This is a genomic window from Streptomyces aurantiaciflavus (assembly GCF_049808595.1).
Classification (GTDB): Bacteria; Actinomycetota; Actinomycetes; order Streptomycetales; family Streptomycetaceae; genus Streptomyces.
This window is the reverse complement of sequence record NZ_JBNCAQ010000002.1, coordinates 234,486-260,417: the sequence shown is the minus strand read 5'-3', so window position 1 is coordinate 260,417 and position 25,932 is coordinate 234,486. Positions and strand designations below refer to the sequence as shown.

Here is a 25,932-nt window from a genome sequence, read left to right as displayed (position 1 = left end):
GAGGGGAGCGGTGACCGTGCGACGGGACTTCAAGGAGCCTGCCAGGTGCCGCCCCGACCTGGTCATCGGCCGGGAGGAGCTGTTCGGCTCCGCCCGTGACCAGTTGGTGCGCGGCGGCAGTGTGCTGCTCCACGGGCCCGCAGGAATAGGAAAGTCGACCGTGCTGCGGGCATTGGCCGCGGATTACGGCGAGTCGGCCCGCACCGTCTTGCGCTGCTCGGCGACCGAGTCCGAATCCCACCTCCCCTTCCTCGCCCTGGCCGATCTCTTCGGTCTGGTCCTGGACGAGGTCTCCGACAAGCTGCCCGCCGCCCAGCACACCGCCCTGGAGTCGGCGCTGACCGGCCGAGGCGAATCGACTCTGCAACGCGACGGCCTCGCCCTGCGCCTGGCCGTGCTCTCCGCGCTGCGCGCCCTGGCCGCCGCCGGCCCCGTCCTGGTCGTCGCCGACGACCTGCAGTGGCTGGACTCCGCCAGCGCCGAACTCCTCGGCTTCGCCGCCCGCCGCCTCGGCGACACCCCCGTCCAGCTGCTGTGCGCGGTCCGGACCGAGGGGCAGGAGTACGACCGCCATCTACGCGCGTCCCCGCCCGACACCCTCGCCGTCCGTCTCAACCCCCTCTCCCGCGCCCAGGTCTCCGCGCTGCTCGACCACCGCGGCTACACCGACCTGCCCCGCTCCACCGTCCGCGAGATCCACCGCACCAGCGGCGGCAACCCCCTGTTCGCCCTGGAACTGGGCCGCGCCCTCGGCGAGAACCCGACCCCGCCGCGCCCCGGCGAGCCGCTGCCCGTGCCGACCTCACTGCGCGCCCTGGTGCTCAACCGCCTCGGCATGCTCTCCGACGAGGCCCGCCGCACCCTGCTCGTCGCCAGCGCGGGCGCCCGCCCCACGCTGGCCCTGCTGCACGCGGCCGGCCGGGAGAACGCCGAGGCCGAGACCGCCCAGGCCGCGGCGCTCGGACTGCTGGCGACGGAGCCCGAGGGGCCGGCCGTACGGTTCGCGCATCCGCTGATCTCGGCCGCGCTGTACGCGGAGGCGCCCGCGCAGGAGCGGCGGGCCGCGCACACCGCGCTGTCCACGGCCGCCTCCGACCCGATCGAGCGGGCACGCCATCTCGCGCTGTCGACCACCGGGACCGACCCGGACGTGGCCGCGCGGCTCGCCGGGGCCGCCGCGCTGGCCCGCGACCGCGGCGCGCCCTCGGTGGCCGCCTCGCTCGGGCTGCTCGCGGCCCGGCACGCCCCGCCGGACGGCACGCCCGCCCCCGACGAACGCCGGTTGCAGGCCGCGGAGGACGCGATCACCGCCGGGGAGGTGGACCTCGCCCGGGACATCGCCCGCGAGGTGCTGACCCGGGCCACGGCGCCCGCCGAACGGGTCCGGGCCTGGATGGTGGTGATCGAGGCGGCCGGGCAGGCCCTGGGCGACGTCGACGCCGTCTACCCGCAGGTGCTCGCCGACGCCGGCGACGACCCCGGGCTGCTCGCCCAGGTCCACTATCAGCTCGCCTGGCGCGGGCTGGTCGTCCAGGGCGACTTCGCCGAGGCCCGCCGGCAGGCGGCGCACGCCGCGGAGCTGGCCGCGCGCGGCGAGGACCGGCGCACCGAGCTGATGGCGCTCTCCTTCCAGGCCTCGACGGAGATCCTCATGGGTCATCCGGACGCGCCCGCCACCATCAAGCGGGCGCTGAAGGAGCCCCAGGACCCGTACGTGACGTGCCATCACAACGGCGTCGGCATGGCCCGGTTCCGGTGGCTGCTGATGAGCGACCAGCTGCCCGAGGCCCGGTCGACCATCACGGCGCTGCTGCGTGAGGTGCGCCGGCGCGGCATGGTCGAGAGCGAGGTGCACTTCCAGCGTTTCCTCGCCGACATCGAGCTGCGCTCCGGGCACTGCGGGCGCGCCCTCGACCTGGCCCGGGAGAGCCTGCGGCTGGCCCGCGACTCCGGCATCGGCCTGGGCGCCTCCGCCATGCTCACCTCCCTCGCGGAGGCCTCCGGCGGCGATGTCGACCGGGCGCTGGTGCTGGCCCGGGAGGCGGTGGACCGCGCCGAGGAGGACGGCGACCAGATGTACCTCTCGCGGGCCCTGGCCGCCCTGGGCTACGCCCAGCTGGTCGCCGGGGACGCGGCGGGCGCCGTCGGCAGTCTGCGCCGGGTGCGGGAGCTGGAGCAGGGCCTGGGCATCACCGACCCGGCGCGCGGCCGCTGGCAGGGCGATCTCGCCGAGGCCCTGGTCCGCGTCGGCGAGCCGGGCGAGGCGCAGGACGTCATCGACGTCACTCGCGAGCACGCGCTGCGGCTGGGCCGGGAGAGCGTGCTGGCGGTGCTGGACCGGGCGGAGGCGCTGGTCCGGGCGGCGCAGGGCGACCAGGAGGGCGCCGTCGCCCGTCTGACGTCGGTTCAGGACCGGCTGGCCAAGCTGGGGTACGGCCTGGAGGAGGCGCGGGCGGCGTTCGCGCTGGCCCGGCTGCGCACCCGGCGGCCGGGGCCGACGTCGTACGAGGAGGCGGCGCGGCTGTTCCGGCGGTGCCGGGCGCTGCCGTGGCTGCGCCAGGTCGACGCCGCCGCGGCGGCCGCGGAGATCCCCGCGGAGCCGTCGGCGCCGGCCGCGCCGGTGCCCGCGTCGGACGCGCTGGAGGGGCTGGCCTCGATGGAGCGTCAGGTGGCCGCCCTGGTCATGGAGGGCGCGACCAACCGGGAGATCGCCGCGCGGCTGTTCATCAGCGTCAAGACGGTGGAGGCGACCCTGACCCGGGTCTACCGGAAGCTGGGGATCCGCTCCCGGGTGGACATCGTCCGGCTGGCGGCGGGACGGCACGCGAAGTAGGGATCGCGCGGGGCGACCACGAGCGCGTCGAGGGGTGGTAGAGCGGCGCGCTCGTCGCCCCGAGGGAGGACAGCGCGGCGCGCTCGTGCGGGACGAGGGGCGGCACGGCGGCGCGCTCGTGCGCGTCGAGGGACGACAGCGCGGCGCACTCGTGCGGGACGAGGGGCGGCACGGCGGCGCGCTCGTCGCCCCGAGGGAGGACAGCGCGGCGCGCTCGTGCGGGACGAGGGGCGGCACGGCGACGCGCTCGTGTGCGCCGAGCAGCGCGGCGCGCTCGTGTGCGCCGAGCAGGCTGCGGGGGGTCATGGCGCGGGCGCACCACGCGGGGTCGGCCGAGGGCGACCGAGGGTTTTCCCTCCCCCAACTCCCTTAGGGGGTTCCCTCATTGGGGGCACGGCTTCCCGCCCCTAGCGTAAGGGACGTGCCGCTCGCCCGGGCACACGGGGGTCGGTCCCTCCCCCCGTGCACACCCCCACACCCGCGCGACCCCCCACCGGCGACTCCCCCAGCAAGGAGATCCATGTTCGGGCTCAACCGTGCCAAGAAGGCCGCGGCTCTCGTCGCGGCCACCGCTGCCGCCGCCGCGACGGCCCTGCTCAGCGCCCCCACCGCTGTCGCAGCGCCGCAGCCGATCGTCGGCGGTACGACGACCACCACGACGGCGTACCCGTTCATGATGCAGATCACGGACGCCTCGCAGAACCAGTTCTGCGGCGGCACCCTCGTCTCGCCCACCAAGGTGGTCACGGCCGCCCACTGCATGGTCGGCGAGACCACCAGCAGCGTCAGAGTCGTCGGCGGTCGCACCTACCTCAACGGCACGAACGGCACGGTCAGCCGGGTGAGCAAGATCTGGATCCACCCGTCGTACACGGACGCCACCAACGGAGACGACGTGGCCGTCCTGACCCTCTCGACGTCGATGCCGTACACCAAGGCGTCGTACGTCTCCTCCTCCCAGACGAGCGTGTACGCGGCCGGCACCACGGCCCGCATCCTCGGCTGGGGCACGACCTCCTCGTCCGGCAGCTCCTCCAACCAGCTGCGGACGGCGACCGTCCCGATCGTCTCCGACACGAGCTGCCGCAGCTCGTACGGTTCGGACTTCGTCCAGTCCGACATGGTTTGCGCCGGATACACCTCCGGCGGCGTGGACACCTGCCAGGGCGACAGCGGCGGTCCCCTGCTCATCGGGGGCGTCCTGGCAGGGATCACTTCCTGGGGCGAGGGCTGTGCGGCGGCCGGTTATCCGGGTGTGTACACCCGGCTGACCACCTTCTCCAGCCTGGTGACCGCGCAGATCAACTCGTAGTCACCTGCCCCACCAGTTCTCCTGAGCACCCCTCAGGTGACAGACCAGGGGGGGGGGGGGGGGGGGGGGGGGGGCCGCGCGGGGGGGGGGGGGGGCGCCCCCCCCCCCCCCCCCCCCCCCCCCCCCCCTCTCCATGTCCGGGACGGCCTGCCCGCCGGGCCGGGGACCGGCCACCGGCCGCTACCGGATCACTTCGCCGTAGCGGACGTCGTACGACGACCCGCCGTGCATGACCTCCATCAGGCGCGCCGCCTCGGCCGTCACCTCCTCCTTCTCGCCCTTGCCCAGCGTGCCGAAGGCCTCGATGACGAGGGCGTTCCCCTCGAGCTTCCAGACCCCCGCGAGGAAACCGTCGACGAGGAGGGTGCGGTAGGCCTGGTTGCCCTGCCAGCTGCGACCCCGGTGCTCGGACGGCACGACACGGGTGCGGTCGGCGTGGGAGAGAAGCAGGTTGTCGAACTCGGGGAGGAAACGCGGCGGGGCGGGGGTCTCCGCGTCGGGGCGAGGGGCGTCGGGGAGGTCGAAGAGTTCGACGCCGCTCTCGTCGCGGAAGGTGAGGAGCTGGGGGCGCAGGCGTTCGAAGGTCTCGCGCAGCCGGGTCAGGCCGGCCCAGGTCTGCATGTCCTTGACGGAGGCCGGGCCGAAGGCGGCGAGGTAGCGCAGGACGGTGGCGTCGGGCGCCGGGGCCGGTTCGGTGGGGCGGCCCAGCCAGTGCTCGGCGGTGGTGAGGGCGACCTGCCCACTCCTCCCCCACAGTCCGCGCGGGGTGACCTGGACGAGCGGGAGCTTGCAGCGGGCGGCGATCGCGAGGGCCTGCGGGTCGGCGTCGGGCCACTCGGCGACCAGCGCTTCGCGCAGCTGCCCCATGGTGCGCGGCTCGGTCTCGACGAGATCGCGGGCGAGGGCGGCCAGCCGGTCCAGGTCGACGCCTTCGAGCCCCTTGCGGAAGTTCGTCAGCTCGCGGTCGCGGGCGGCCTGCACCAGCGGCCGCAGGGTGAGGCAGTCGTCGGCGGTGTGGGTGTGGATGGTCGAGCGCAGGGTGACGATCCGGACGACCTCACGGTGGGCCATCAGCGTGGACAACCGCTCGGGGGCGAAGCCGTCGAGGCGGGCGGCGAGAGCGTAGTAGGGCGGTTTGACGTTCTGGGCCTGCAGACCGACGAGGTGCTCCACGGCGGCCCGCGCGGACATCGGGGAGCGGCGCAGGAGGAGCTGCCGGTCGAGGGTGGCGCGGTTGAGGGCGCGGGGGGAGAGCACGGGCGCGGCGGCGGAGGCCGCCTTCGTCGCCTTCCTCGTCGCTTCTTTCGGGGTCGACGCCTTGGAGGCCGATTCCTTCGAGGCCGATTCCTCGGAGGCCGATTCCTTGGAGGTGGCTTGCTTCGAGGTCTCCGCCTTCGCCGTCTTCGTCATACGGGCACGCTAGCGAAGCTTGCGGACACCCCCTGTCCTCCACTCTCACCGAACCAGGGGGCCTCCCCCCGCCCGCGTGTCGTTTGTCCCGTATATCCTGCCGGTGATCACGCAGACGGAGGCTCGACCGACTCGACACCGACTCGACCGAGAGGCAGCCGCGATGCCCGAGCGCCCTTCCCGCCGTGCCGCGAAGAACCGGGACCGGCAGACCCCCAGGAAGTCCGTCTGGCGCCGCGCCCTGCCCCCGCCGCAGCCGTCCCGGGCGCAGCCACCGGAGCCACCCGCCGACGCGTCGTCCGCGGACCCGGCCGAGAACGGGGGCGTCGTCAGCGTGGTCCAAGCGGTCCTGTACCGCGACGGCGTCCGCGTCTCCGCCCCCGCCTCCCTCGCCGAGACCTACCGCGAGCTGCGCGAACGTCCGGCCGGCATGGCCTGGATCGGCCTCGCCCGCCCCACGGCGGCGGAACTGCACTCCCTCGCGGCGGAGTTCGACCTGCACCCGCTCGCCGTCGAGGACGCGAAGGAGGCCCACCAGCGGCCCAAGCTGGAGCGCTACGGCGAGACCCTGTTCGTGGTCCTGCGGGCCGCCCGCTATCTCGACGCCCCCGAGGAGATCGACTTCGGCGAGCTGCACGTCTTCGTCGGCCCCGACTTCGTCATCACCGTCCGCCACGGCGCCGCCCCCGACCTGTCGGGGGTCCGCCGCCGCATGGAGGAGACTCCGGAGCTGCTGAAACTCGGCCCCGAGGCCGTGCTGTACGCCATCCTCGACGCGGTCGTCGACGGCTACGTACCGGTCGTGTCCGGCGTCCAGAACGACATCGACGAGATCGAGACCGAGGTCTTCCGCGGCGACCCCGAGGTCTCCCGCCGCATCTACGAACTCTCCCGCGAGATGGTCGAGTTCCAGCGCGCCACCCGCCCCCTCGTCGGCATGCTGCACGGCCTGATGGCCGGCTTCTCCAAGTACGGCACGGACGAGGAACTGCAGCGGTATCTGCGGGACGTCGCCGACCACGTCACCCACACCAGCGAACGCGTCGACGGCTTCCGCCAGGCCCTCACCGAGATCCTCACGGTGAACGCCACGCTGGTCACCCAGCAGCAGAACGCGGAGATGCGGGCGCTGGCGGAGGCGGGGTTCGAGCAGAACGAGGAGATCAAGAAGATCTCGTCCTGGGCGGCGATCCTGTTCGCTCCGACGCTGGTGGGGACGATCTACGGGATGAACTTCGAGCACATGCCGGAGCTGAGCTGGAGCTTCGGATACCCCTTCGCCATCGGACTGATGGGGGTGGTGTGCGTGAGCCTGTACCTGGTTTTCAAGCGGCGGGACTGGCTCTAGTAGTGCTGTGACGAGAAACGCAGCAGGGACCGAAGGGCCGGCGCATCGTGGGGCGGGCAGCACCAGCACGTTGACGTTCCGCAGGGCGATGATGCTGCCGGCCTCCGCAGGAGGGAACACCGTCCCGGTGATCGTCAGGATGGTCCGGGCCGACGAGGACACCGTCCGCGACGTGATCCACCGTTTCAACGCGATCGGGCCGGCCCGCCCGACACCCCGACGTGCCGGACGCCCGACACCGCAAACGGGCCCGCATCCGCAGCGAGAAGGGCATCCGCTGGGGCGGACGCCCGCGGCCGGTCACGGCCTGACGCCTCGCTCACGACCGCCGCACTCACCCCCGGCGCCGGGCTGGGACCGGGCTGTGCTGTGACCGGCCGCGGGTTGCGCCGTAATTCGTTTGACCGGGCCACGGGTCAACGCTGCATTGTGGCCCGGCACCACCAGTCGTGGTGCCGGTATCCCTAGGAGGCGGCGGCAGCGATGGAGATACGTCCCACGACCGACAAGGATCTCGACGTCTTCGTCGACACACTCCATGCCGCGTTCGGGCTCTTCCCGGAAACCCCGGTCGAGGGTGGCGGGCTCTGGTGGTCGGCGCTCGAAATCGACCGCTGCCTGCTCGCCGTGACGGCGGACGGGCGGCCCGTCGGCACCGCCGCCGCGTACTCCTTCGAGCTCACCCTGCCCGGTGAGACCCTCGTCCCGGCCGCCGGTGTGACCGCCGTCGGCGTCCTGCCCTCGCACCGGCGCCAGGGCGTGCTCAGCGCGATGATGCGGCATCAGCTCGCCGAGCTGCGGGCCCGCGGGGAGTTCCTCTCCGTGCTGCTGGCCTCCGAGGCCTCGATCTACGGCAGGTTCGGCTACGGACCGGCGACCTACACGCAGCGGCTGACGGTGCAGCGCCACCGGGCCGCCCTCGCCCTTCCCCGGGCGCGCGGAACGGCCGACGCGTCGGCGACCGGCCCGGACAGCGGCTCGGTCGAGGTGCTGCGTCGCGCCGAGTGCGGCAAGATCCTGGAAGAGGTCTACGACCGGTATCGCCGCGCCCAGCCCGGCGCGCTGTCCCGCCCGCACCGCTGGTGGGCCTTGCGCGCGGGGCAGCCCCCGATCTCTGCGGCGCCGCGTTACGTCGCCGTCCACCGGGACGCGGACGGCGTCCCGGACGGGTACGCCAGCTACTCGATCGAGTCCGGCACCTTGACGGTCGACGAGACCATCGCCGGCGACGACGCCGTCTTCACGGCTCTGGCCCGGTTCGTGCTCGGCCACGACCTGGTCTCTCAGGTCGTGTTCAAGCAGGTCCCGCCCGGGCACCCGCTGCGCTGGCAGCTCGCGGACTTCCGCGCCGGCGAGGTGAGCGGCGACATGGACTGGCTCTGGGTGCGTCTCCTCGACGTCCCGCGTGCGCTGACCGCGCGCGGCTGGTTCGCGGACGGCGAGCTCGTCCTCGACGTCGAGGACCCGTTCCTCGGCGAGCACGGCCGCTACCTGCTGACCGTCCGGGACGGCAAGGCCGACTGCGTCCCGACGGACCGGGAGCCCGACCTGTCCCTGGACGTGCGCGACCTGGGATCGGTCTACCTCGGCGGCACCGCCCCGAGCACGCTCGTGCGTGCCGGACACATCCGGACCCACCGCCCGGACGCGGCCGCTGTCGCCGACGCCCTCTTCCGCACCGACCGCTCCCCGCACTGCCTGCACTGGTTCTGACCGCACGCCACTTTGTGGTGATCGGTCGCAGGCGCAGCGCAGGAGGAACGCGAACCGCCCGCCCGGTTCTCCGGACGGGCAGTGGGCCAGGGGAGGCCCTGCGCACCGCGGGACGACGGTCCCGCGGCGGTCACTTCCGCAGGAAGGTGAGGAGAGCCGCGTTGACCTCCTCCGCGTGGGTCCACAGCAGGCCGTGCGGGGCGCCCTCGATCTCCACGTAGTCCGCGGACGGAAGAGCCTTGTGGAACGGCCGGGCGGTCCCCTCCACGGGCAGGATGCGGTCGCCCGTGCCGTGCAGGATCAGGGCCGGCACGTCGATGGCCGGGATGTCGGCGCGGAAGTCGGTGTACCAGGTCGACGGCGCGGCGGCGGCCGCGTGGAAGCCGCCGCCCGCGGCGACGTTCCAGCTGTTGCGGACGGCCTCCTCGCTGATCCTGCTGCCGAGGTTCTCGTCGAGGTTGTAGAAGTCCTTGTAGAAGTCGGTGTAGTAGGCGTAGCGGTCCGCCTTCACGGCCGCGACGACCCCGTCGAAGAACTCCTTCGGGGCCACCCCGTCCGGGTTGTCGTCGCTCTTGAGCAGGCAGGGCTCCAGCGAGGCCAGGAAGGCGACCTTGGCGACCCGGGCGGTGCCGTAGCGGGACACGTACCGGGCGACCTCACCGGTGCCCATCGAGAATCCGACCAGGACGGCGTCGGTCAGGTCGAGGGTCTCCAGCACGGTGTTCAGGTCGGCCGCGAAGGTGTCGTAGTCGTATCCGGTCGTGGGCTGGCTGGACTGCCCGAACCCGCGACGGTCGTAGGTGATCACGCGGTAGCCGGCGTCGAGCAGCACGGCGCTCTGCCGCTCCCAGGAGTGGCCGTCGAGCGGGAAGCCGTGGATGAGGACGACCGGCTGCCCGGTTCCGTGGTCCTCGTAGTAGAGGTCGATGGTGGTGGAGTTCTCCTGGCCCACGGTGATGAACGGCATGCGGGGACTACCTCGTTTCCGAATGACTTGCGGGGAACTCGGTCACGCTAGGCCGGACGCCGCGCCGCCAGTTGTCGCGCAGTGCACCGCTCCTTGCCCACAGGCGCAGAGATCACGGACGTGGCAGGCCAGGAGGGCATGAGGGAGCGGGCGCTCGCGTCGGCGGATCATGGAGGTGCCGGAGCCGGAGAGGGGCCGGTTCGCCCACGGTCCGCAACCCCTGGGGGTTACGTGGCGACGGGACGGCGTGCCGCGGACCGCGGTGGTGTGACGGCACCACGCGCGAGGTCTGCCGGAACGCCGTCCCGGGCGTCTCGGGTCAGGTCTGCCGGCTCTGCCGTTCCGCCGCCCGCACCACCTCCCACGCGAACTTCCTGCCCGCGGCGGTGAGCGGCTCGAAGGCGGGCAGCAGCGTCAGCGGCACCTGCTTGTCGACGACCTCCCGCACCGCTCGGTTCAGCAGGGAGATCTGGCCTTGCAGCAGCCGCCGCTGGGAGACGGCCGAGTGGACCGGGGCCAGCAGACCCGTACCCAGTTCCGCCAGTGGCCGCAGGATCCGGGCGTCCTCCCGCAGGATGTGCGCCGAGGGCAGCCGGCCCACCGCGGCCAGCAGCCCCCGGGCCACCGCGGCGGCCTCCGGCTCGCCCTCCCCCGGCCTCGTCGGACCGGTCATCGCCTCGCCGAACTGCACGACCGTCTCCAACTGCTTCGACGTCAGGCGGGGAGCGATGTCCACGGCCCGCAGCCGGCGCCAGGAGCCGCCTCTCTCCAGATGGCGCTCCGGTACGGTCAGCCACTGTGTGACCAGCGCCTCGGTGTGCAAGGAGCTGAGCGCTCGCTGACCGATCCGGGCGAGCAGGAAGACGACCCAGCCGACGGGCAACGCGCCTCTCGCGCCCCCCGCGTCCTTCGAGGCCAGCCGGGCCCCGATCGCGCACGCCGCGAGCGCGGGAGCGGCGTCGACGGGCGCGTCCCGCTGAAGGAGCGTGGTGCGCCCCTCCACGGACTGGAGCCACTCCACGACGGCACGAGCCGCGTGCCGCTCGGCGTCGGCGGAGTCGACGGCACGCGAGTTCAGCAGGCCCCACGCCCGCAGCACGCGCTGCTCCTCCGACTCCTCGGTTTGCGGCAGCGGTTCCTCCACCGGGCCCTCGCCCGGGCCGGGTCCGAACCTCCCCGCGACGCCCTCGGCATGGCTGCGTCCGTACGCCGCGAACCGCTCGGGCACCAGCCCTGCCACGGGCTGGGCGCCGGCACCGGAGTTCAGGCGCAGCCTGCCGAGGGCGTCCGACATCCACTCGGGCAGGTCCGTCACCGTCAGCCGGCTCTCCGGCTCGACCAGCGTCAGGACCGGTTGGCCCTGCCGGTACTTGAGCGTCGCCACCTCGGCCATCAGCGACGCGCCCACCTGATGCGGGCAGGTGGCCACGGGCGCGTACGTGGCGAGCATGCCGAGGGGCTCCACGGAAACCAGGTGCCGACCGGACGGCTCTGCGGCGCTCACCAGCCGGACCTGCGTCTTCCGCCCCGGCGCCAACCCCCGGAACGCCCGCTCGACGAGCGGCAGACCGCGCAGCGTGACGGTGCCGGGCCCGTCGCGCAGCACGGTGAGACGGCGCCGACCCCGAAGGTGTTCGAAGAGGGTCGTCCCCTTCACCTCGGTGGTCCAGCTGCACTCCCGCGCGGGCAGCCAGTACGCACGCTGCAGTCGTTCGTCCCGGACGACCACGCCCAGGGCCCGGTCCTCGCCGTCGTTGACCGGCAGCCAGGCCCGCACCGGGATCTCCTGCTCCTCGCCGGGGCCGGGCGCCTCCAGGGGGCCGCCCGCGGGCTGACCGCTCGACAGCACCTTGGCGTTCGCGTTCCAGTACAGCCGTACGTGCTCGGTGTCCCGCACGAACGCGGCGGCCGCCGCCGCACCGGCCTTGTCCGGCAGTCCGGGGACGATCTGCTTGATGTGCAGCCGGAAGAGCGCCGAGCCCGACCGCACCGCCACGAAGCCGCGCCCGAGGTCGGCCACCGGCTGCGCCAGCACCACGCCCTTCGGCCAGATACTGCGCGGCTGCGCCCTGCGCGACACGGTCAGCACCGGTTCCGGCCCGGACGAGACCTGCTCCACCGTGACCGGGACACTGCCCAGCGCGCTCAGCAGCGCGCTGGGCCCGCGCTCGGCCGAGGCGAGTTCGGCACGCAGCCACGCACATCCGGGCCAGGCGTCGGCCGCCTGCTCGTCGGCCAGCCTCACCCGGGCCCGGGGCAGTCCCAGCACCCGCAGCCCGCCCCGCTCCGGATCGGACGCGAGCAGGACGACGTCGTTCGTGGAGACCGAGTCCGCGTCCGCCGCCGTCACGGTGTTGGCCCGGTCCAGCCACACCGCCGCGCCCACGGGATGCGCGTCCAGCACGGCCCGCTCCGCCGGGAACGGGAACGCGCCCGACCCCTCGCCCAGGAACAGCGCGCCCGCTGTCTCGTCGTGGTGGGTCACCGGCAGCAGCATGCGCCGCGCGGCCGGAGCCGACAACGCGCCGCGCGCCCCGGGACGCCAGGTGTCCAGCACCAGGTGACCGCACTCGCTGACGCCGCCCTCGACCCGGCCGTAGATGAGGTCTCCCGGGCTGAACAGCGACCAGTCCAGGTCCGACAGCGAGTGGCCGTCGGTGAACCGCACCAGCTCGCCGCGGACTTCGGCCACCCGGCCGGGGGCGAGCTCCAGCCACACGCTGCGCCGATCGGCCCGGGCGACGGCCCACGCGCGGGGCTTGCCCGCCGCGAGGTCGTCCCTCGGCTCCTCCAGCAGTTCTGTGGCCGGGTAACCGAAGCGCTGCAGTGACTCGCTCTCGTGCCGCAGGGTCCAGCGCTTGCCGCTGCGCGAGAAGAACACCGGCTCCGACGTGGCGCGGGCCCGGGCCGGCAGCCTGCGGGTCCGCGGCTCGTCGCGGTCCGGCACCCACTGCCTCGTGGAGGTGTCGTGGTAGGTCCAGCTGCGGGTGCGGCACGCCTCCGCGACACCGCGCGCGGTGTCGTCCATGAAGGACAGCTGGGCCCAGGGCACCGGCGCCTCGGACACGGCCGGCTCGGTCCCCGCGGGAGCCAGCCGCCTGCGGCGCGCCCCCGCCACGACGTCGTCGGAGTCGAAGGCCAGCGTGCCCGCCTCCACGTCGTTCAACGGCACGAGGACCTTCGACGCGTACTTCGCCGCCTGCTGGTCCACCTGCACCGCGGCGATCTTCGGATGGTCCTCCCGCAGCAGGACCGCGCCGAAGTTCTTGGTCGCCGTGGCGCTCACGCCGGGCAGACCGGCCAGAGTGAACCGGTTGGGCTCGTCCGCCCGCTCCAGGTCCTGCTGGGTCCGCAGAGCGTCCTTGGGGAACACCACCACCGGGCGGGGCTGGGTGCCGAGGTAGGTGTCGTCGGCGGGGATGGCCAGCCGTACGGCTATGCCGTCCCGGCCCACGCGTTGCAGGCGCACCACCGATCCCGGGGTGACGTCCTTGCGGGACTGCGTGCCTGCCATCGGGAAGACCACGCCGGGCCGCACCTCGATGGTGCGGCCCCAGGGGTCCACCACGCCGAAGCAGCTGCCGCCCCGGTTCTCCAGGTATCCCCGCAGCGCGCGCAGGGGGCGCGTCCGGGGGGACTTGGTGGAGCCGTTCCACCTGTTGGGCCTGCCGGGCGTCGGCCGCAGCAGCTTGACGAGCATCTTGGCCCGGCCGAGGTAGGCGTCCTCGCCGTCCGTCTGCAGGGCTCGCCTCAGGACGCTCTCACGGTGCGAGAACTCCCGCCGTGTCACGGTCACTTCCAGCGGATCGCCGTGCCGCTCCCACTCCTCTGCGTCCGGCAGCCCGAACCGCAGGAGACAGTCGTTGGTGGTGGGGTGGATCAGCCCGGCCTCCAGGTACAGGCTGTCGCCCTCGTGCAGTCCCGGGCTGTTCCTGTCCGGCGCGGGTCGCGGAGGCACCAGCTCGAACTTGCGGACACGCCCCCGCGCGGACCCCTCTTCGGGGACCAGTCGGCCCAGGATCCGCTGCTGCCGCCGGTCCGGCCCGTACCGGGCGAGGAGCCGCCGAGCGTCCTCGGGGTCGAGATACGCGCCCACGGTGCGGCCCACGACATGCTCGTCCGCCCGGTCGGCGTCGATGCCCCGGCTGCGGGTGTGAACGCGCAGCACGGCCACCCGGCCGCTCTCGTGGTCGAGGTCGAGTTCGAGCAGGTGGACGACCTTGTCCTGGGCCTCCTGGTCGATCTGGTACTCGACGCCCTTGGTGATGTCGGGCAGGGCGATCGACACGGCGATACCGCCGGGCGCCTCCGCCTCCGTGACCTGGCGGAACGACATCGCGTCGATCCGGTCGCCGTGGAACAGCGCCAGGCCCGACGGATCGACCGGGCCGCCCCCGACGGTCAACGCGGCGTCGGGGACGTCCACGAACCAGCCGAAGCCCCACTCGAACCGGTGGACGAGGCCCGCCTCGGTGTTCTCCACACCGACGTAGAAGGGCCGACGGTCGTGCTCGATCGGGCAGACGGTGCCGTCGGCGCGGGCCGCGGGGAGGACTTCCGCCATGAACCCCTTCACCGTCAGCGGTTTCACCCTGAGATGAGAGAACCGGTAGCCCGCTCCGTGCGGGACCGGCACGGCTCGGGTGCGGCCCTCCAGATACTGCCTGCCGACGACGAGCGTCCGCGGTTCGTCGGCCGCGGCGAGCCAGTTCCGGTACGAGCCCTGGTCGTCGGGGGCCCGCAGGGTGCCCAGGTAGAGCCGGTCCTGCACCAGAGGGCCTGTGATCGTCTGGTCGGGGCCTTGGAGGAAGCGTTCCCAGTCCGCCTTCGGGTCCGCGGCGCGCCTGCCGTCCTCGGGGCGTCGGCGCGTCGGGGTGGCGGGGACCAGGACGAACTCCCGCTCGACATCCAGAAAGCGGGCGGTGCCGTGTGCGACGGGCAGGGTCACATCGGTGTCGCGGGGCCGCAGGACCGTCCGCTCCACCCGCACGGTCTGCGCGGTGGCGCCGAGCACCATGCCGGACACGGTGCCCACCAGTGGCTGGTCCCCCGGGTCCACGACCGCGCGGTTGCGGAAGAGCCGTTCCGCCTTCGCCCGATGACCGGCGAGGGCGCCCTGCTCGGGTTCCCCGCCCAGGGCGAGGCGCGGGAGCGAGCGGTGCTGCAGCAGCGTCCTGCCCCGGGTGCCGTCGAATCCGACGGCTTCCCCGACCGGGGTCCACACGTCGTCCCGGGTGTTGTCGTCCTCCCACTGCCACAGGGCCCTCAGCCGCAGTCTGCGCTGGAGCACGGAGAAGACCCAGCCGTCGGCGGTCCGCCGTGCGAGGAGGTGGTCGCCCGCCGAGGGGGACTCCTGGTCGAAGGAGCGAACCGGGACCACTGCCTCCACGACGTCGTGGCCCAGGCGCAGCCAGATCCGCAGCAGGGTGAGGGCGTTGTCCGCGCCGAACATGCGGCTCATCACCAGCCCGTCCACGGTGTCGGCGCGGTCGATCGCGTCGGTGTCGTCCAGGCCTGAACAGCACCGGGTGAGGTCGGCGAGCGGTTCGGGATCCCGGTGCGGGCGGGGCTCCCGGATTCCGTCGTGGGTGACGACCGCCTTGCGCCGGGCGTTGTGCGACAGATCGTAGAACGTGCCCGTCAGGGTCAGCGAATCGGTGGCCGCCAGACCCACCATGCCCGAGTCCAGCAGCACGAGGTTGTCGCTGCGCGCCGGCTTCTTGCCCAACTGCCGGACCAGGTCGACGACCGTGCCCGGCCGCAGTCGGGCCAGCGCCGCGTAGCGGTCGGGGCGCGGCTCGGTCTCCCTGATGCCCGTCTCGTCGACGGGCTGGGCGTGCACCCTGGCCCTGCGGGCCTGGGGCTCGCCCCAGGTCTCGACCCGGCACAGGACAGGGCGGTCCTGGCGCCTGGGCTGGCTCAGCATCTTGACGGAGATCCGCCGCGGGAAGCCCTCCGTCTCCGGCACCTCCATGGTCCAGCCGGTGGACCTGCCGCCGTCCGCCCGCTGTCGTACGGCCTCGTGGTACAGGTCCTGTTCCCGGGTGTCGTCCGCCTCCTCCTCGCCGTCCGTCTGTTCCGTCTGCCCCTGCGGGGCGACGGGAGCCGGGGGTTCGAACAACGCCAGCCATCTGAGGTTGCGGTCGTCGAACGGGGAGGCGCCGGTCGGGGCGGCGCCGGACGGCACGTCCAGGAGCCGCAGCCGGCTCTCCCCCGGGCGGAACTCGGCGTGCACGACGAGGCCCGGCCCGGACGCGGAGCAGGCGTCGTCCAGCCGGTTCCAGTCGTCGGGCTGCCAGGCGGTGGCCCCGAGGACGTAGGCGCGGCCGGGGGAGGTGACGAACCGCCAGGCGGGTCCGTATCCGGAGCGGTCGGTCGCCGGACCCTCCAGGACGAGCCGCAGGACCGTTCGTTCGGAGCGGTGGACGGCGTCCGCTTCTTCGGGGCCGGCCGCCACCGAGAGCTCGGCGAGGCCGGCGTCGAGCGGCACCCAGTGCTGGTACTCCTCGTGGAACACCGCGAGCGTCCGCAGTGGGCGGCCGCCCGTCTCGTCCCCGGCGAAGGCGCGGGAGAGGTCGGGGTCCCAGCGTCGTCGGGCCGCGACGTCGCGGGGGGACTCGCCGGTGGGATAGCGGTCGACCTCGATGCCCTCGACACTCAACGACAGCCAGGGGAAGACATCCAGCGGGGTCAGCTCCGCGGGGCGCACCTCTCCGGGGGCCGGCGCCTGCGAAGCGAGGGACACGACCTCGTGGCCCTTACGGGGTTTCCCCGGCTCGACGCGCCCCGGCTCGACGCGCACGGCCACCGGGTCCCCGACCCGCCGGTACCGGTGATGCTCGGCGAGGTCCACGCCGACGAGGTTGGGAAGACCGCAGTTGATCCACAGTTTCGGCTCCTGCCCGAAGGCGTCCTTGGCACAGACGAACCCGAGGACGTAGGTGTGCTCGTCGAAGTCCGGCGACTTCGTCTCGAACAGATTGCGCACCTCTCTGCGCTCTCCGCTCCCGAGGGCGTGACCGGACCTGCGGGACTTTCCGACGAACGCCGTGCCGAGCTGGAGCCGCGGCGCGTACAACACGGTCTCGCCGTTCCTCCGGTCGGCGGTGGCGGCCACCGCCGCTCGCGGACGGCCCGCGTCGGAGCCGATGTCCTCGCGCGCGGCGGGGAACTGAGGCGGCTTGTGGGCGCGGAACCAGAGCCGTTCCATCGCCGCGCTGAGGGGTTGCGCCTGAGCCTCCAGCGACTGGTGGGCCGTCTCGCGCAGGAAGCGGACGAGGCCGGCCTCGGTCCCCCGTGCCGAGACCCGCTCCGCGTAGGTGACGAAGGGGTTGCCCGCTTCGACGGACAACCCGCCTGGCCCCCACCGGTGGTAGAGGGAGTACAGGGCGCGCCGGCGCAGGCGGTTGGCACTGCCGGCCGGTATCGGCGACGAGCCGGTCAGCGCGTGGAAGAGCTTGTCGTAGTAGAAGGGCGCACCGGCGCTCAGGTCGATCACCACGTCCACGACCTGCTCCAGGACGCGCAGGGCGCGCTCCTGCGAGGCCGGCCCGCCGACCGGGGCGGTGAACATGTCGAACATCCGGCCACGCACCCAACGGGGAAGATGGGCGGGCATGTTCAGCGACTGCACGATCTCGATCCACGACGACACCCACTCCGCGTATGCGTCCTGGTCGCCGAGAGCCGGCTCCTGCAGGAGGGCGGCCAGTCGCAGGGTCCACAGCGTGACGGGGATGATCCCGAACTCGTCGTGGACGTATTTCTCCAGCTCGGGGGCCATGTCCGCCCACTCCTGAACGGAGAACGCGGTCCGGTCGGGATCGGTGGGGCCGCTCAGCAGCAGCCTGCGGTAGTTGAGCCCCTTCAGCCTGCTCCCGAGGGCGGGATCGTCGAACTGAGGCCGTCCGCCCACCCAGTCCCAGCGCAGCGTGCTGACCGGCTCACCGGGGTAGATCTCCCGCCGCAGCAGGGCGGCCTGCACGGCTGCCGGACGGTAGGGTTCGCCGGCCTGCGCGTCGGCGAGGTCGAGGAGGTCGCGGGCCGCCTCCGGCACCCCGTCCGCCTCAGGCGTGAACCAGCGGCCGCTGGCCTCCACCCGGAACTCCTCGTTGCCGCCGGCGGCGGCCTCCTGGAGCCAGCCCAGCGCGATGCCGAGGGCGGTGCGGTGCGTCTGGTAGTTCCGCAGCGGCATCGGCAACGGCTCGGCCCGGCGCGTGGCTCCGGGCTCCGCCACGTGCAACCGGCTCACCACCCGGACGATCTCCGCCGGATGGACCGAGGGCCGTTGCCCGGTGCCGGTCCGGTCCGTCTGCGCGCGGACGTGCAGCATCAGCGCGGCCAGGTGGCCCGTCGGAACCGATGCCGGTGCGGTGCCCTTGGCGATCTCCTCCAGGAGCACGCGGTAGCGGTTGCCGAGCACGTCGCGGATGTGGACCAGGAGCATCAGCAGACGGTCGCGGCCCCCGTCACCGGCGGCCGGGTCCGCCCCGACCCGGGACAGCAGGTGCACGGCCAGGAGGCCGGCGCCGAGCAGCCGCACCAGCTGCTCGGCCCCGACGGTGTCGTGCTGCTGCCCTTGGGGCGCGGGAAGGACCCAGGGCGACCACACGCGGGCCGCCGTCGCGGCGGGTGTGGTGGCCGCGGGCGCGTCGTCCAGGTAGAGCGTGGGCATCCGCCAGTCCGGCGTGCTGCCCCGCAGGCGCAGCAGTCGGCCGACGTGGAGCTGGGCGTGCTCGTAGTCACGGCCGAACGGCACGGCCACCCGGATCCGTTCGCCCCGAGGCGGTCCGTCCGGGGCCTGCCAGCAGCGCTGCAGCAGCGCGCTCGTGGACTGCGGATACAGCTCGGCCGCGAGCTGCAGCAGCGCGGCCTGCCAGAGCACCGACGGCATGGCGGACCGACGGTGGTCCTCGGTGCCGCCCAGCCGGGTGTAGGCCAGCCGCCGTCGCTCCTCGGACCCGGCGGCGTCGGGCACGATGCCGGTGCGGCGCCAGTGGGCCAGCCGGCGGCCCAGCCGGGCGCACGTCATCGCCTCGGCCTCGATCCGGTCGAAACCGCCCGCGTCACCCGACGCGGTGAGGGCGAAGAACACCCGGGCGACCGTGACCAGCAGGTCGGGCTCCAGGTCCAGGCTGCCGCGCGCCGCCCGGCCCAGTTCGTCCACGATCGATGCCGCGTCCTGCGGCGCGAGCACCGCCGACAGTTCCGCGGCCTTGATCAGGGCGAGCCTGCCGTGCCGCCCGCGCAGTGAGTCGCTCAGCAGCTTGGAGGGATCCTCCAGTTCGTCCGCCACCCGCTGGGCGCGGAGGTCGGCCAGGAAGCGGGAGACCGTCATCAGGACGGTGGGCACCAACTGGTCCAGCAGGTCGTGATACGGCGGCGCCGACGGGTCGGTGGACAGGTCGGTGATCTCGCGCGCCGCCTCCAGCGCCTCGCGCAGCAGCCGTACGGCGGTGTCGCCGTCGTCGGAGACCGCCGCGTTCAGCAGGGCGCCCATCGACGGGCGAAGACGCCGCGGCACGACCGCGACGATGCTGCCGAAGTACCCGGTGACGCGGTCGGTGACTTCCCGCACGCAGACACAGCGTTCGTGCCCCGGTTCCTCCGCCCGTTCGTTCGCGTAGCGGTCGTGCTCGCTCACGCACTGCCGGAGGGCTCTGAGGACGTGGGGCAGCGCGTGCACGGCCAGGGCCGTGTCCGAGGCGGCGAGCCGGTCGACGGCCGCGGAGATCAGCTCCCCCGAGTGCGGCTGCCCGATGGGCTCCTGAAGTGCGGCGATGACATCCAGATAGTCGGCGGCGGCCACTGGCGGCAGGCCGAGCGCGGAGCAGAAGTACCAGTTTTCGAGCACAGACGTCCCTTCGGCTTCGCGGGCTGCGTGGCCCGGCGCATGAAGGACGCCCCCCGATGGAGCCCGCAACCCCTTGGGCAGGGTATGCGGTGCGCCACACTGACATCAGTGCTTTGCTCCAAATCCACTGATACGGAAGGTCATCCGCCGCTGCCGGCCGGGACCTGGGGCAGAAGTGGCCGCAACGCCCGCCGCAACGCGTGCAGTTCCTCGTCCAGGATGTGATCGACGGGGGTTGCCGAAGTGCCCCGCAGGCCCACCATGGCTCGCCGTGCGGGCGGCATGGCGTAGAGCCAGTCGACCTGGGCGTGGGTCAGCTGACGGCGGGTCAACAGCGCCCAGCTGCCGAGCCGACGTCCCAGGGGATCGAGGGCGGTGAAGTCCGTCGCCGCCAGCAGGCCGGCGCGGTCCAGTGCCACGGCCGCGGCGGGCCGGACGAGGTCGGCGGCGGTGAGGCCGGTGTCGCGCCGCGCCGCCTCGGCGGCCTTCTCCACCTCGGCGGAGGGGCCCGCGTCCAGCCAGGCCTCCAGCTGGGGCGTGTCTCGCAGCCCACCCCGCAGCATCCCCAGTACGACGGCGTCGACCAGACGCTCGGGCAGCGGCAGGCCGAAGAACTCCTCCGGGTGGGGCAGCCGTCCCGCGAGGCGGGCGGACTGGAGCCAGGCTGCCATGTCGGTGTCGTCCAGGGCGGCCACGGCCAACGAGGCCCAGCGTGCCGGAGAGGTGCGCCGGGCGGCGTGCCCGAGGAGCAGCTCGCGTGCGGACCCCGGCGCCGCCCTGCGCAGCCCTCGGAGCACCGACGCCTCCGCCTCCGGGTCGCCCCAGGGTTCCCCGGTGTCGTTGAGGTGGACGACCACGTCCACCGCGTCGGACACGTCGGCCGGGAGAGGCGTCCGCGTGGGCACGTCGTCGCCCCGCCCGTCGAGCAGGCCGCGCAGCGCTGTGCTCAAGTCCTTGCTGCCGCCGTCCTCTTCGGACGTGACGGTCCGCAGCAGATGCTCGTCCAGTCCGAGCCGGACGGCCACGGCCCGGGCCGACCGAAGTGCCGCGTCGTGTCCGCCGCCGACCACCTGGACCACGACGCCCCGCAACTCGGGCAGAACGCGCCGCAGGTCCTCCACGTACCGCAACCAGTCCAGGTCGCCCGGATGTTCCGCCGCCCGCCGCACGACCAGTCCCGCCGGGGCGCCCGGTGCGTAGGCCGGAGACAGTGTCAGGCGCAGTGCGCCGTCGGTCGGCGAGGGGAGATGACGGCCGGGGGAATGGGTGTACCACTGGCGACGGGTGGTGCCCGGGTCCGCCTCCGGCGCCGCTGCGAGCCCTCTTCGGTGCAGCAACGCCTCCGCCCGGTTGAGCAGTTCCGCCAGGTCGTCCCCCGAGGGATCGGCGATCACCTCCGTGAACTCCCGGTCGCGCAGGCACAGATGGGCGTCGAGCCGCACCATGTAGCGGTCGTCGGGCCAGAGGCTCTCGTCGGAGGCGCGGGCGACGTGGAGCGGTATCCGGTGCGCCGTGGACGGCAGTTCGGGGGCGTCCGTCTCGGGGGCCTGTTCCAGGCGCAGCGGCCGGTCGGGGCGGCTGGTGTAGAGCACCGGCCGCGCCTCGCCCCGGGCGAAGCCACGGCTGCCGCGTCGCACGGCCAGGTCGACGTCGACGCGGTCGACCAGGGCGCGGAAGAACGCGCCCGCGAACTCCCTGGCGCGGCCGTCGCTGACCGTGCCGTTCACCGCCACCACGTACGGCACGCCCGCCCGGGTCAGGACCTCGGCGAGCGGGAGCGCGGGCCCGGTCTCCCCGCCCGCCACCACGGCTCCGGAGCCACAGGCCATCAGCACCACCAGAGGCACCCGCTCGCGCACCAGCCAGCCGGCCAGCTCGGTCCCGTCGAGCCAGTCCGCGGCCGGTGAACCGGTGTGTTCGGCCACGACCAGTCCGCCGTCGACGTGGTGGCCGCCGAAGTACAGGGCCAGCGGTCCGGCGGAGAGCCGGCGGCGGATGTCGTCGGCCCCGGCCGGGGAGCGTGTCGTGCTCACCTCGAAGCGGGTGCCTCTGCCGAGGACCGATGCCACGGAGTCCAGGTCGCCGTCGCCCTTGGCGTCCCCGGGCGGCGCCGGGACCCGGCGGGTGCCAAGGCGGGTGGTGACCGGCCCGTGCACCGAGGTGGCCCCGGCGAGCAGCACCGTGTTGCTGCGGCCCGTCGGCGTGCCCGTTCTGGCGTCGTCGCAGGCCACCTCGCGCACCAGGGAGAAGCGGGGGTCGGAGGCCAGGTCGTGGTAGTCCCCCTCGGTCGGGGAGTAGCCGGTCTCCACCCACTCCTGCCAGGGCCGCGGGTGGAGGTCGGGCGAACCGGCGGGCACCCAGACCGCCTCCCATGCCAGGGAGCCCAGCGGCAGCGGGTCCTCGGGCATGGAATGCAGCCGCAGTCTCAGCCGCAGCACCTGGCCCGCCTCGAGCCGGGCGACCTCGTCGCGCACGCGTCGGCGAACAGGGGGCGACAGCGCCTCGCCCAGGTCATCGGCCAGAAAGACGTCGGGGCGCAGGTGCCGTGCGTCCAGCGGGATCGGCGGATCGGCCGGCTCGGCGTCCTCGGCCCGGAGCACGGCACGCACCCCGGCGCCGCCCGCCGCCCACTCCAGGTCCACGACGACCTCGCGCACCACCGCGTCCACGTCCGGCCTCCTTCCCACAAGCGCTCCGGTCGAGAACCGTTGCCGGGGCACAATTATCCGCGGTCCCCGCAGACAGCCGTGAAAGGTCATCATGAGCGCAGGCGATCGGCCGGCACGACAGTGGATCGAGCGGGCGGAGGTGCTGGCTCTCCGGGAGTCCGCCCGCTGGAAGGAGATCTCCCCGGCCGCACAGGAGGCGCTGGACGCCCTGCTGGCGGAGGAGGACCTCGACGCGCAGGGCTTCCGGATGCGCGTGGCCGCCTTCAGACGCGCGCACCAGGACGCGTGGGACGTGCTCATGGACTTCCTGGACGAACGCGAGAGGGCGCACCGGCACGTTCCCGACTCCGCGACGGTGCCGGGTGGTGCGTACGACCGGGACACCGCGGATCGCACGCCCCAGGCTCCGCCCGCGCTTCCCGACGACGGTGCCGACGAGGACGAGCGTCATCTGAACCTCTGCCTGACCTGGCCGCTGTCGCGTGAGGTGGTCGGCCCGCACTGGCAGCTCGGTACGGGCGGCAGGTACGAACTGCGCGTCGACATCGGGCAGCCGGCTCCGGACAGCCTGTTGCGCGACGCGGACCGGCCCTTCCCCGAGGAAGCACTCGCTCACGACGTCGACGGCGGCGACTGGCTGCAGGTCACCGTTCTGAGCGAGGACTTCGCCGTCCCCGTGGGCTGGTACGCGCTGTTCCTGCCCCCGGACCGACCCAGTTGGGTGTGCGCCTGCGTGCCCGACGGCCCGCACGGCTGCCGGCCCCAGCACCGGGACAGGCATCTGCGCATCCCGGTCACCGCACCCCTGGTCCCCACCCACGACGCGCGCCTGCGGGTCCTGGTCTCGCATCGCGGCAACCAGCTCCAGTCGGCCACGGTCACCGCCCGGGTGGGCGAGCGGGAGGAACCGGGGACCGGCGCGACGACGGCGCGGGTCGACTTCACGCTCACCGCCGGGTTCGACGGCCTCGAGGAGCTGCCCGACCGGGACACCGCCATCAGGATCTCCCGCGGCGTCGACGGCTCCGTCATGGTCGACATCGGTGGGGGCCACCAGCCGGTCAGCACGTTCTGGCTCACCGAGGCGCAGGTCGAGGGCGCTCTGTTCCGAGCCCGGTCGGTACTGACCGACGTCCACGCGGCACCGGACCCCCTGGCCGCCGACGCGCGGCGCGTGGACCGTCTCGACGGTGGCAACGGCAAGGAGTACCAGGAGTTCGAGGACGACCTGTGGCGGCTGGCGGCGGTGGGCTGGGACCTGCTGCACCTGCTCGCACCGGTGCCGGCCCAGCGCGCGGCCCTGCGTGGCGCCCTCAGCGCCCCGGCCGCCATCCAGGTCTGCCGTCAGGAGGGGCAGCCCCTGCAGTTCCCCTGGGCGCTGGTCTACGACATCCCGATCGACGCCGGTGGGGAGCGGCGGGTGTGCCGGACCGGCGTACGGCAGGCCCTTCGGGGCGACGGCTCCCTCCGGTCCTGCCAGGACGAGGCGAGTCACCGGCTCAACTCCCTGTGCCCCTACGGATTCTGGGGATACCGGCACACCATCGAGCAGCCGCCTTCCCGGCGGGGAGGCGGGCGCCTGGCGCGGTTCGCTGGTCGGCGTGCCGCGGAGCCGGAACTCACGGTCGGACGCAGCCTCTCGCTTCACCCGGAACTGGCGTCCCAACACCTCACATCACTGCGAGGCCGGTTCGGCGACGAGCGGATCCACGACTGCGACAGCCGAGAGGCGCTCCGGCACGAGCTGTCCCGGGGCCGCAGCGACTGCATCTACTTCTACTGCCACGGGCGCCGGGCCAAGGACGCCTCGGGAGCCACCGGGTGGACGGAACTGGAGATCGGCCACGAGGACCGCGTCGCACCCACCCAGATCTCCGCCTGGGCGGCCGACGACTGGGGGAACTGGGCGCAGACGTCCCCGCTGGTGTTCCTCAACGGCTGCCATACCGCCGACGACACCCCGTCCACCTGGCTCGGCTTCGTCGACCTCTTCTGCGACCTCGACGCCTCCGGTGTGGTGGGTACGGAGATCTCCGTCAGCCAGCGCTTCGCCAACGAGGTGGCCGACCTCTTCTGGGGGCACTTCCTCGTCGGCACCGACGTCGGCACGGCGCTGCACCGGGTACGGATGGAGCTGCTGCGGAAGGGGAACCTGCTCGGTCTGGCCTACACGGCCTACTGCTCGGCCGAGTTGCGGCTCAACAGCGTCGGGCGGTGAGGGAGTCGGTACGGCTCACTCGTCGCCCATCCAGGTCGACGCGGGTGCGGGCGCCTGGGACGGCACGGCGTTCACCGGCTGGTGCTCCGCCGCCGCGCGTTCACGGGCGCGAGCGGCGGCCGCCCTGCGCTCCAGGTGGTCGACCAGCAGCGAGACGAGGAAGTAGCCGAAGAAGCCGGCCGCCAGACCCAGCCCGTAGCAGGCGAACAGGTCGGGCTCGGGGAAGCGCGCGTTGATCACCGTGCCGCCGCCCAGCGCGGCGACCACGGTGACGAGGTCGGAGACACGGGACCCGTCCTTGGCCCGCCGCAGGGTGCGGTACGCGATCCAGCCGATGACGAGTCCGAACGCGCCCGAGCCGACCAGGCTGAGTGTGGAGAACTGCACGGGACCCCCTTCGCCCGCACCCGCGGACATGCCGTCGATGTGATCCGCAGCACACTAGCGCATGCGGTAGGGCGGTATGCCTGCCCTGTCCTGGCCTCCGAGGGGGGAGCGGGGTGGTGCGCCGCATCGTGGACGTGCGTACGCGCTGGTGCGGCTCCGTCGGCGGACCGTCGACTGCCAGGACCGGACCGCGGGTCAGCCGGCGGCCGTCCTGTCCGCCCAGTCGGCGACGAGCCGGATCGTGCGGTCGACGTGTTCCTCGTGCAGGTAGTGCCCTGAGTCCGGCCAGTGCTCCACGCGGGAGCCCGGTAGGCGCAGTGTGCCGCGTTCCCAGGTGGCCGCTTCCCCGGAGGTCCACACGGTGAGCGCCGGCCGGGTGCGCCGGCGGAGGTACGCCTCGCTGTGGGGACGGACGCCGACCGCGCCCGGGTCGGTGTACATGCCGGCGTACGCCTGGGCGACGACATGGCCGGGCGTGCCCAGCATGGTGCGGACGTGGGCTGTGCACAGGCCCCGCGGAGCGTCCGGGGAGAACGCCCCGGCCACGAACTCGGCCGCGGCGCGGGCCCCGCGTTCCCGGTACGCGGCGAGCCGGGCCGGGATCGCGTCCACTTCGGCGCCGTGTGCGCCGTGCGCCGGATCGAGGGCGACCACCGATCGGACACGGGTGGGGTGGCGTACGGCCAGCAGGTTGACCACCTGACCGCCCATGGAGTGCCCTACGGCGACCACCGGGCCGGCGCCCAGGGAGTCCACGAGGGCCGCCAGGTCGTCGGCCATCTCCACCGGCGTGTTGCCCTCGTCCGGCACCGGGGACCGGCCGTGCCCCCGCAGATCCGGTACGACGACCCTGAACCGCCCGGCCAGCGCCTCGGCGTGCGGTGACCACTCCCTGCCGTCCCCGCCCCAGCCGTGCACCAGCAGCAGGGCCGGGGCGTCGGCGGGGCCGAGGTCCGTGTGGAACAGGGGGACGCGGTTCATCAGGCGCTCTCCTCCCGGTAGGTCGCGTACGCGGGGTGTGAAGGTCAGCCGTTCGGAGCCGCGCAGGACGGGGTTGTGGATCACGTGGTGTCCGATCAGCGCTCGGAGCGAGAAGAAGACAGAGGGCGGGCCGGTGCGGTCCCCCGTACCGCACCGGCCCGCCGGTCGGATCAGCCCCGGTACAGCACGAGCGTGCTGCGCGGGCCCCGCCGCGGGCGGACGCCGGCGCCCAACGTCTTCC

11 protein-coding genes and 1 pseudogene are annotated in these 25,932 nt (G+C 73.5%); 6 read left to right on the top strand and 6 right to left on the bottom strand.

The genetic code is table 11. The features are described 5' to 3' along the window. Positions 1 to 10: 10 nt before the first annotated feature. Together ACPT94_RS02885 and ACPT94_RS02880 are read left to right on the top strand one after the other, a co-directional pair. Positions 11 to 2,833, top strand: a complete 2,823-nt coding sequence (locus ACPT94_RS02885; protein ID WP_360330481.1) for a helix-turn-helix transcriptional regulator — start codon at positions 11 to 13, stop codon at positions 2,831 to 2,833. Positions 2,834 to 3,353: 520 nt separating this feature from the next. Continuing rightward, positions 3,354 to 4,145, top strand: a complete 792-nt coding sequence (locus ACPT94_RS02880) for a S1 family peptidase (RefSeq protein WP_360330484.1) — start codon at positions 3,354 to 3,356, stop codon at positions 4,143 to 4,145. A 180-nt stretch (positions 4,146 to 4,325) separates the two neighbouring features. On the opposite strand, the gene ACPT94_RS02875 is transcribed toward ACPT94_RS02880, so the two are convergent. Beyond that, positions 4,326 to 5,555, bottom strand: coding sequence for a winged helix DNA-binding domain-containing protein (locus tag ACPT94_RS02875; protein ID WP_425244998.1), 1,230 nt, complete (start codon positions 5,553 to 5,555; stop codon positions 4,326 to 4,328). A gap of 163 nt (positions 5,556 to 5,718) precedes the next feature. Between ACPT94_RS02875 and ACPT94_RS02870 the strand changes: the two genes are divergently transcribed. From ACPT94_RS02870 to ACPT94_RS02860, 3 genes and pseudogenes are all read left to right on the top strand, one after another. Further along, on the top strand, positions 5,719 to 6,903 hold the full coding sequence (locus ACPT94_RS02870) for a magnesium and cobalt transport protein CorA (RefSeq protein ID WP_425244997.1): 1,185 nt from the start codon (positions 5,719 to 5,721) through the stop codon (positions 6,901 to 6,903). 55 nt (positions 6,904 to 6,958) lie between these two features. After that, positions 6,959 to 7,132: pseudogene (locus tag ACPT94_RS02865) on the top strand (helix-turn-helix domain-containing protein); the annotation flags it as partial. A 254-nt stretch (positions 7,133 to 7,386) separates the two neighbouring features. After that, positions 7,387 to 8,616, top strand: a complete 1,230-nt coding sequence (locus tag ACPT94_RS02860) for a GNAT family N-acetyltransferase (protein WP_425244996.1) — start codon at positions 7,387 to 7,389, stop codon at positions 8,614 to 8,616. A 130-nt stretch (positions 8,617 to 8,746) separates the two neighbouring features. Here the strand turns inward: ACPT94_RS02860 and ACPT94_RS02855 are convergent, their stop codons facing one another. From ACPT94_RS02855 to ACPT94_RS02845, 3 genes are all read right to left on the bottom strand, one after another. Continuing rightward, complete coding sequence (locus ACPT94_RS02855; RefSeq protein ID WP_425244995.1) at positions 8,747 to 9,583, bottom strand: alpha/beta fold hydrolase; 837 nt, start codon at positions 9,581 to 9,583, stop codon at positions 8,747 to 8,749. A 319-nt stretch (positions 9,584 to 9,902) separates the two neighbouring features. Then, a complete protein-coding gene (locus ACPT94_RS02850) occupies positions 9,903 to 19,436 on the bottom strand; it encodes a hypothetical protein (protein WP_425244994.1) in 9,534 nt (3,177 codons plus the stop codon). Positions 19,437 to 19,576: 140 nt separating this feature from the next. Beyond that, entirely contained in the window at positions 19,577 to 22,105 is a 2,529-nt protein-coding gene (locus ACPT94_RS02845; RefSeq protein WP_425244993.1) for a CHAT domain-containing protein, read from the bottom strand. Positions 22,106 to 22,196: 91 nt separating this feature from the next. Here ACPT94_RS02845 and ACPT94_RS02840 point away from each other — a divergent pair, with 91 nt between their 5' ends. After that, on the top strand, positions 22,197 to 24,323 hold the full coding sequence (locus tag ACPT94_RS02840; protein ID WP_425244992.1) for a CHAT domain-containing protein: 2,127 nt from the start codon (positions 22,197 to 22,199) through the stop codon (positions 24,321 to 24,323). A gap of 15 nt (positions 24,324 to 24,338) precedes the next feature. Here the strand turns inward: ACPT94_RS02840 and ACPT94_RS02835 are convergent, their stop codons facing one another. Further along, the gene (locus ACPT94_RS02835; protein WP_360330506.1) at positions 24,339 to 24,710 is read right to left on the bottom strand and encodes a hypothetical protein; all 372 of its coding nucleotides are present in this window, start codon (positions 24,708 to 24,710) and stop codon (positions 24,339 to 24,341) included. Positions 24,711 to 24,905: 195 nt separating this feature from the next. Beyond that, positions 24,906 to 25,691: an alpha/beta fold hydrolase gene (locus tag ACPT94_RS02830; RefSeq protein WP_360330509.1), complete on the bottom strand. Its 786-nt coding sequence runs from the start codon at positions 25,689 to 25,691 to the stop codon at positions 24,906 to 24,908. Positions 25,692 to 25,932 lie beyond the last annotated feature (241 nt).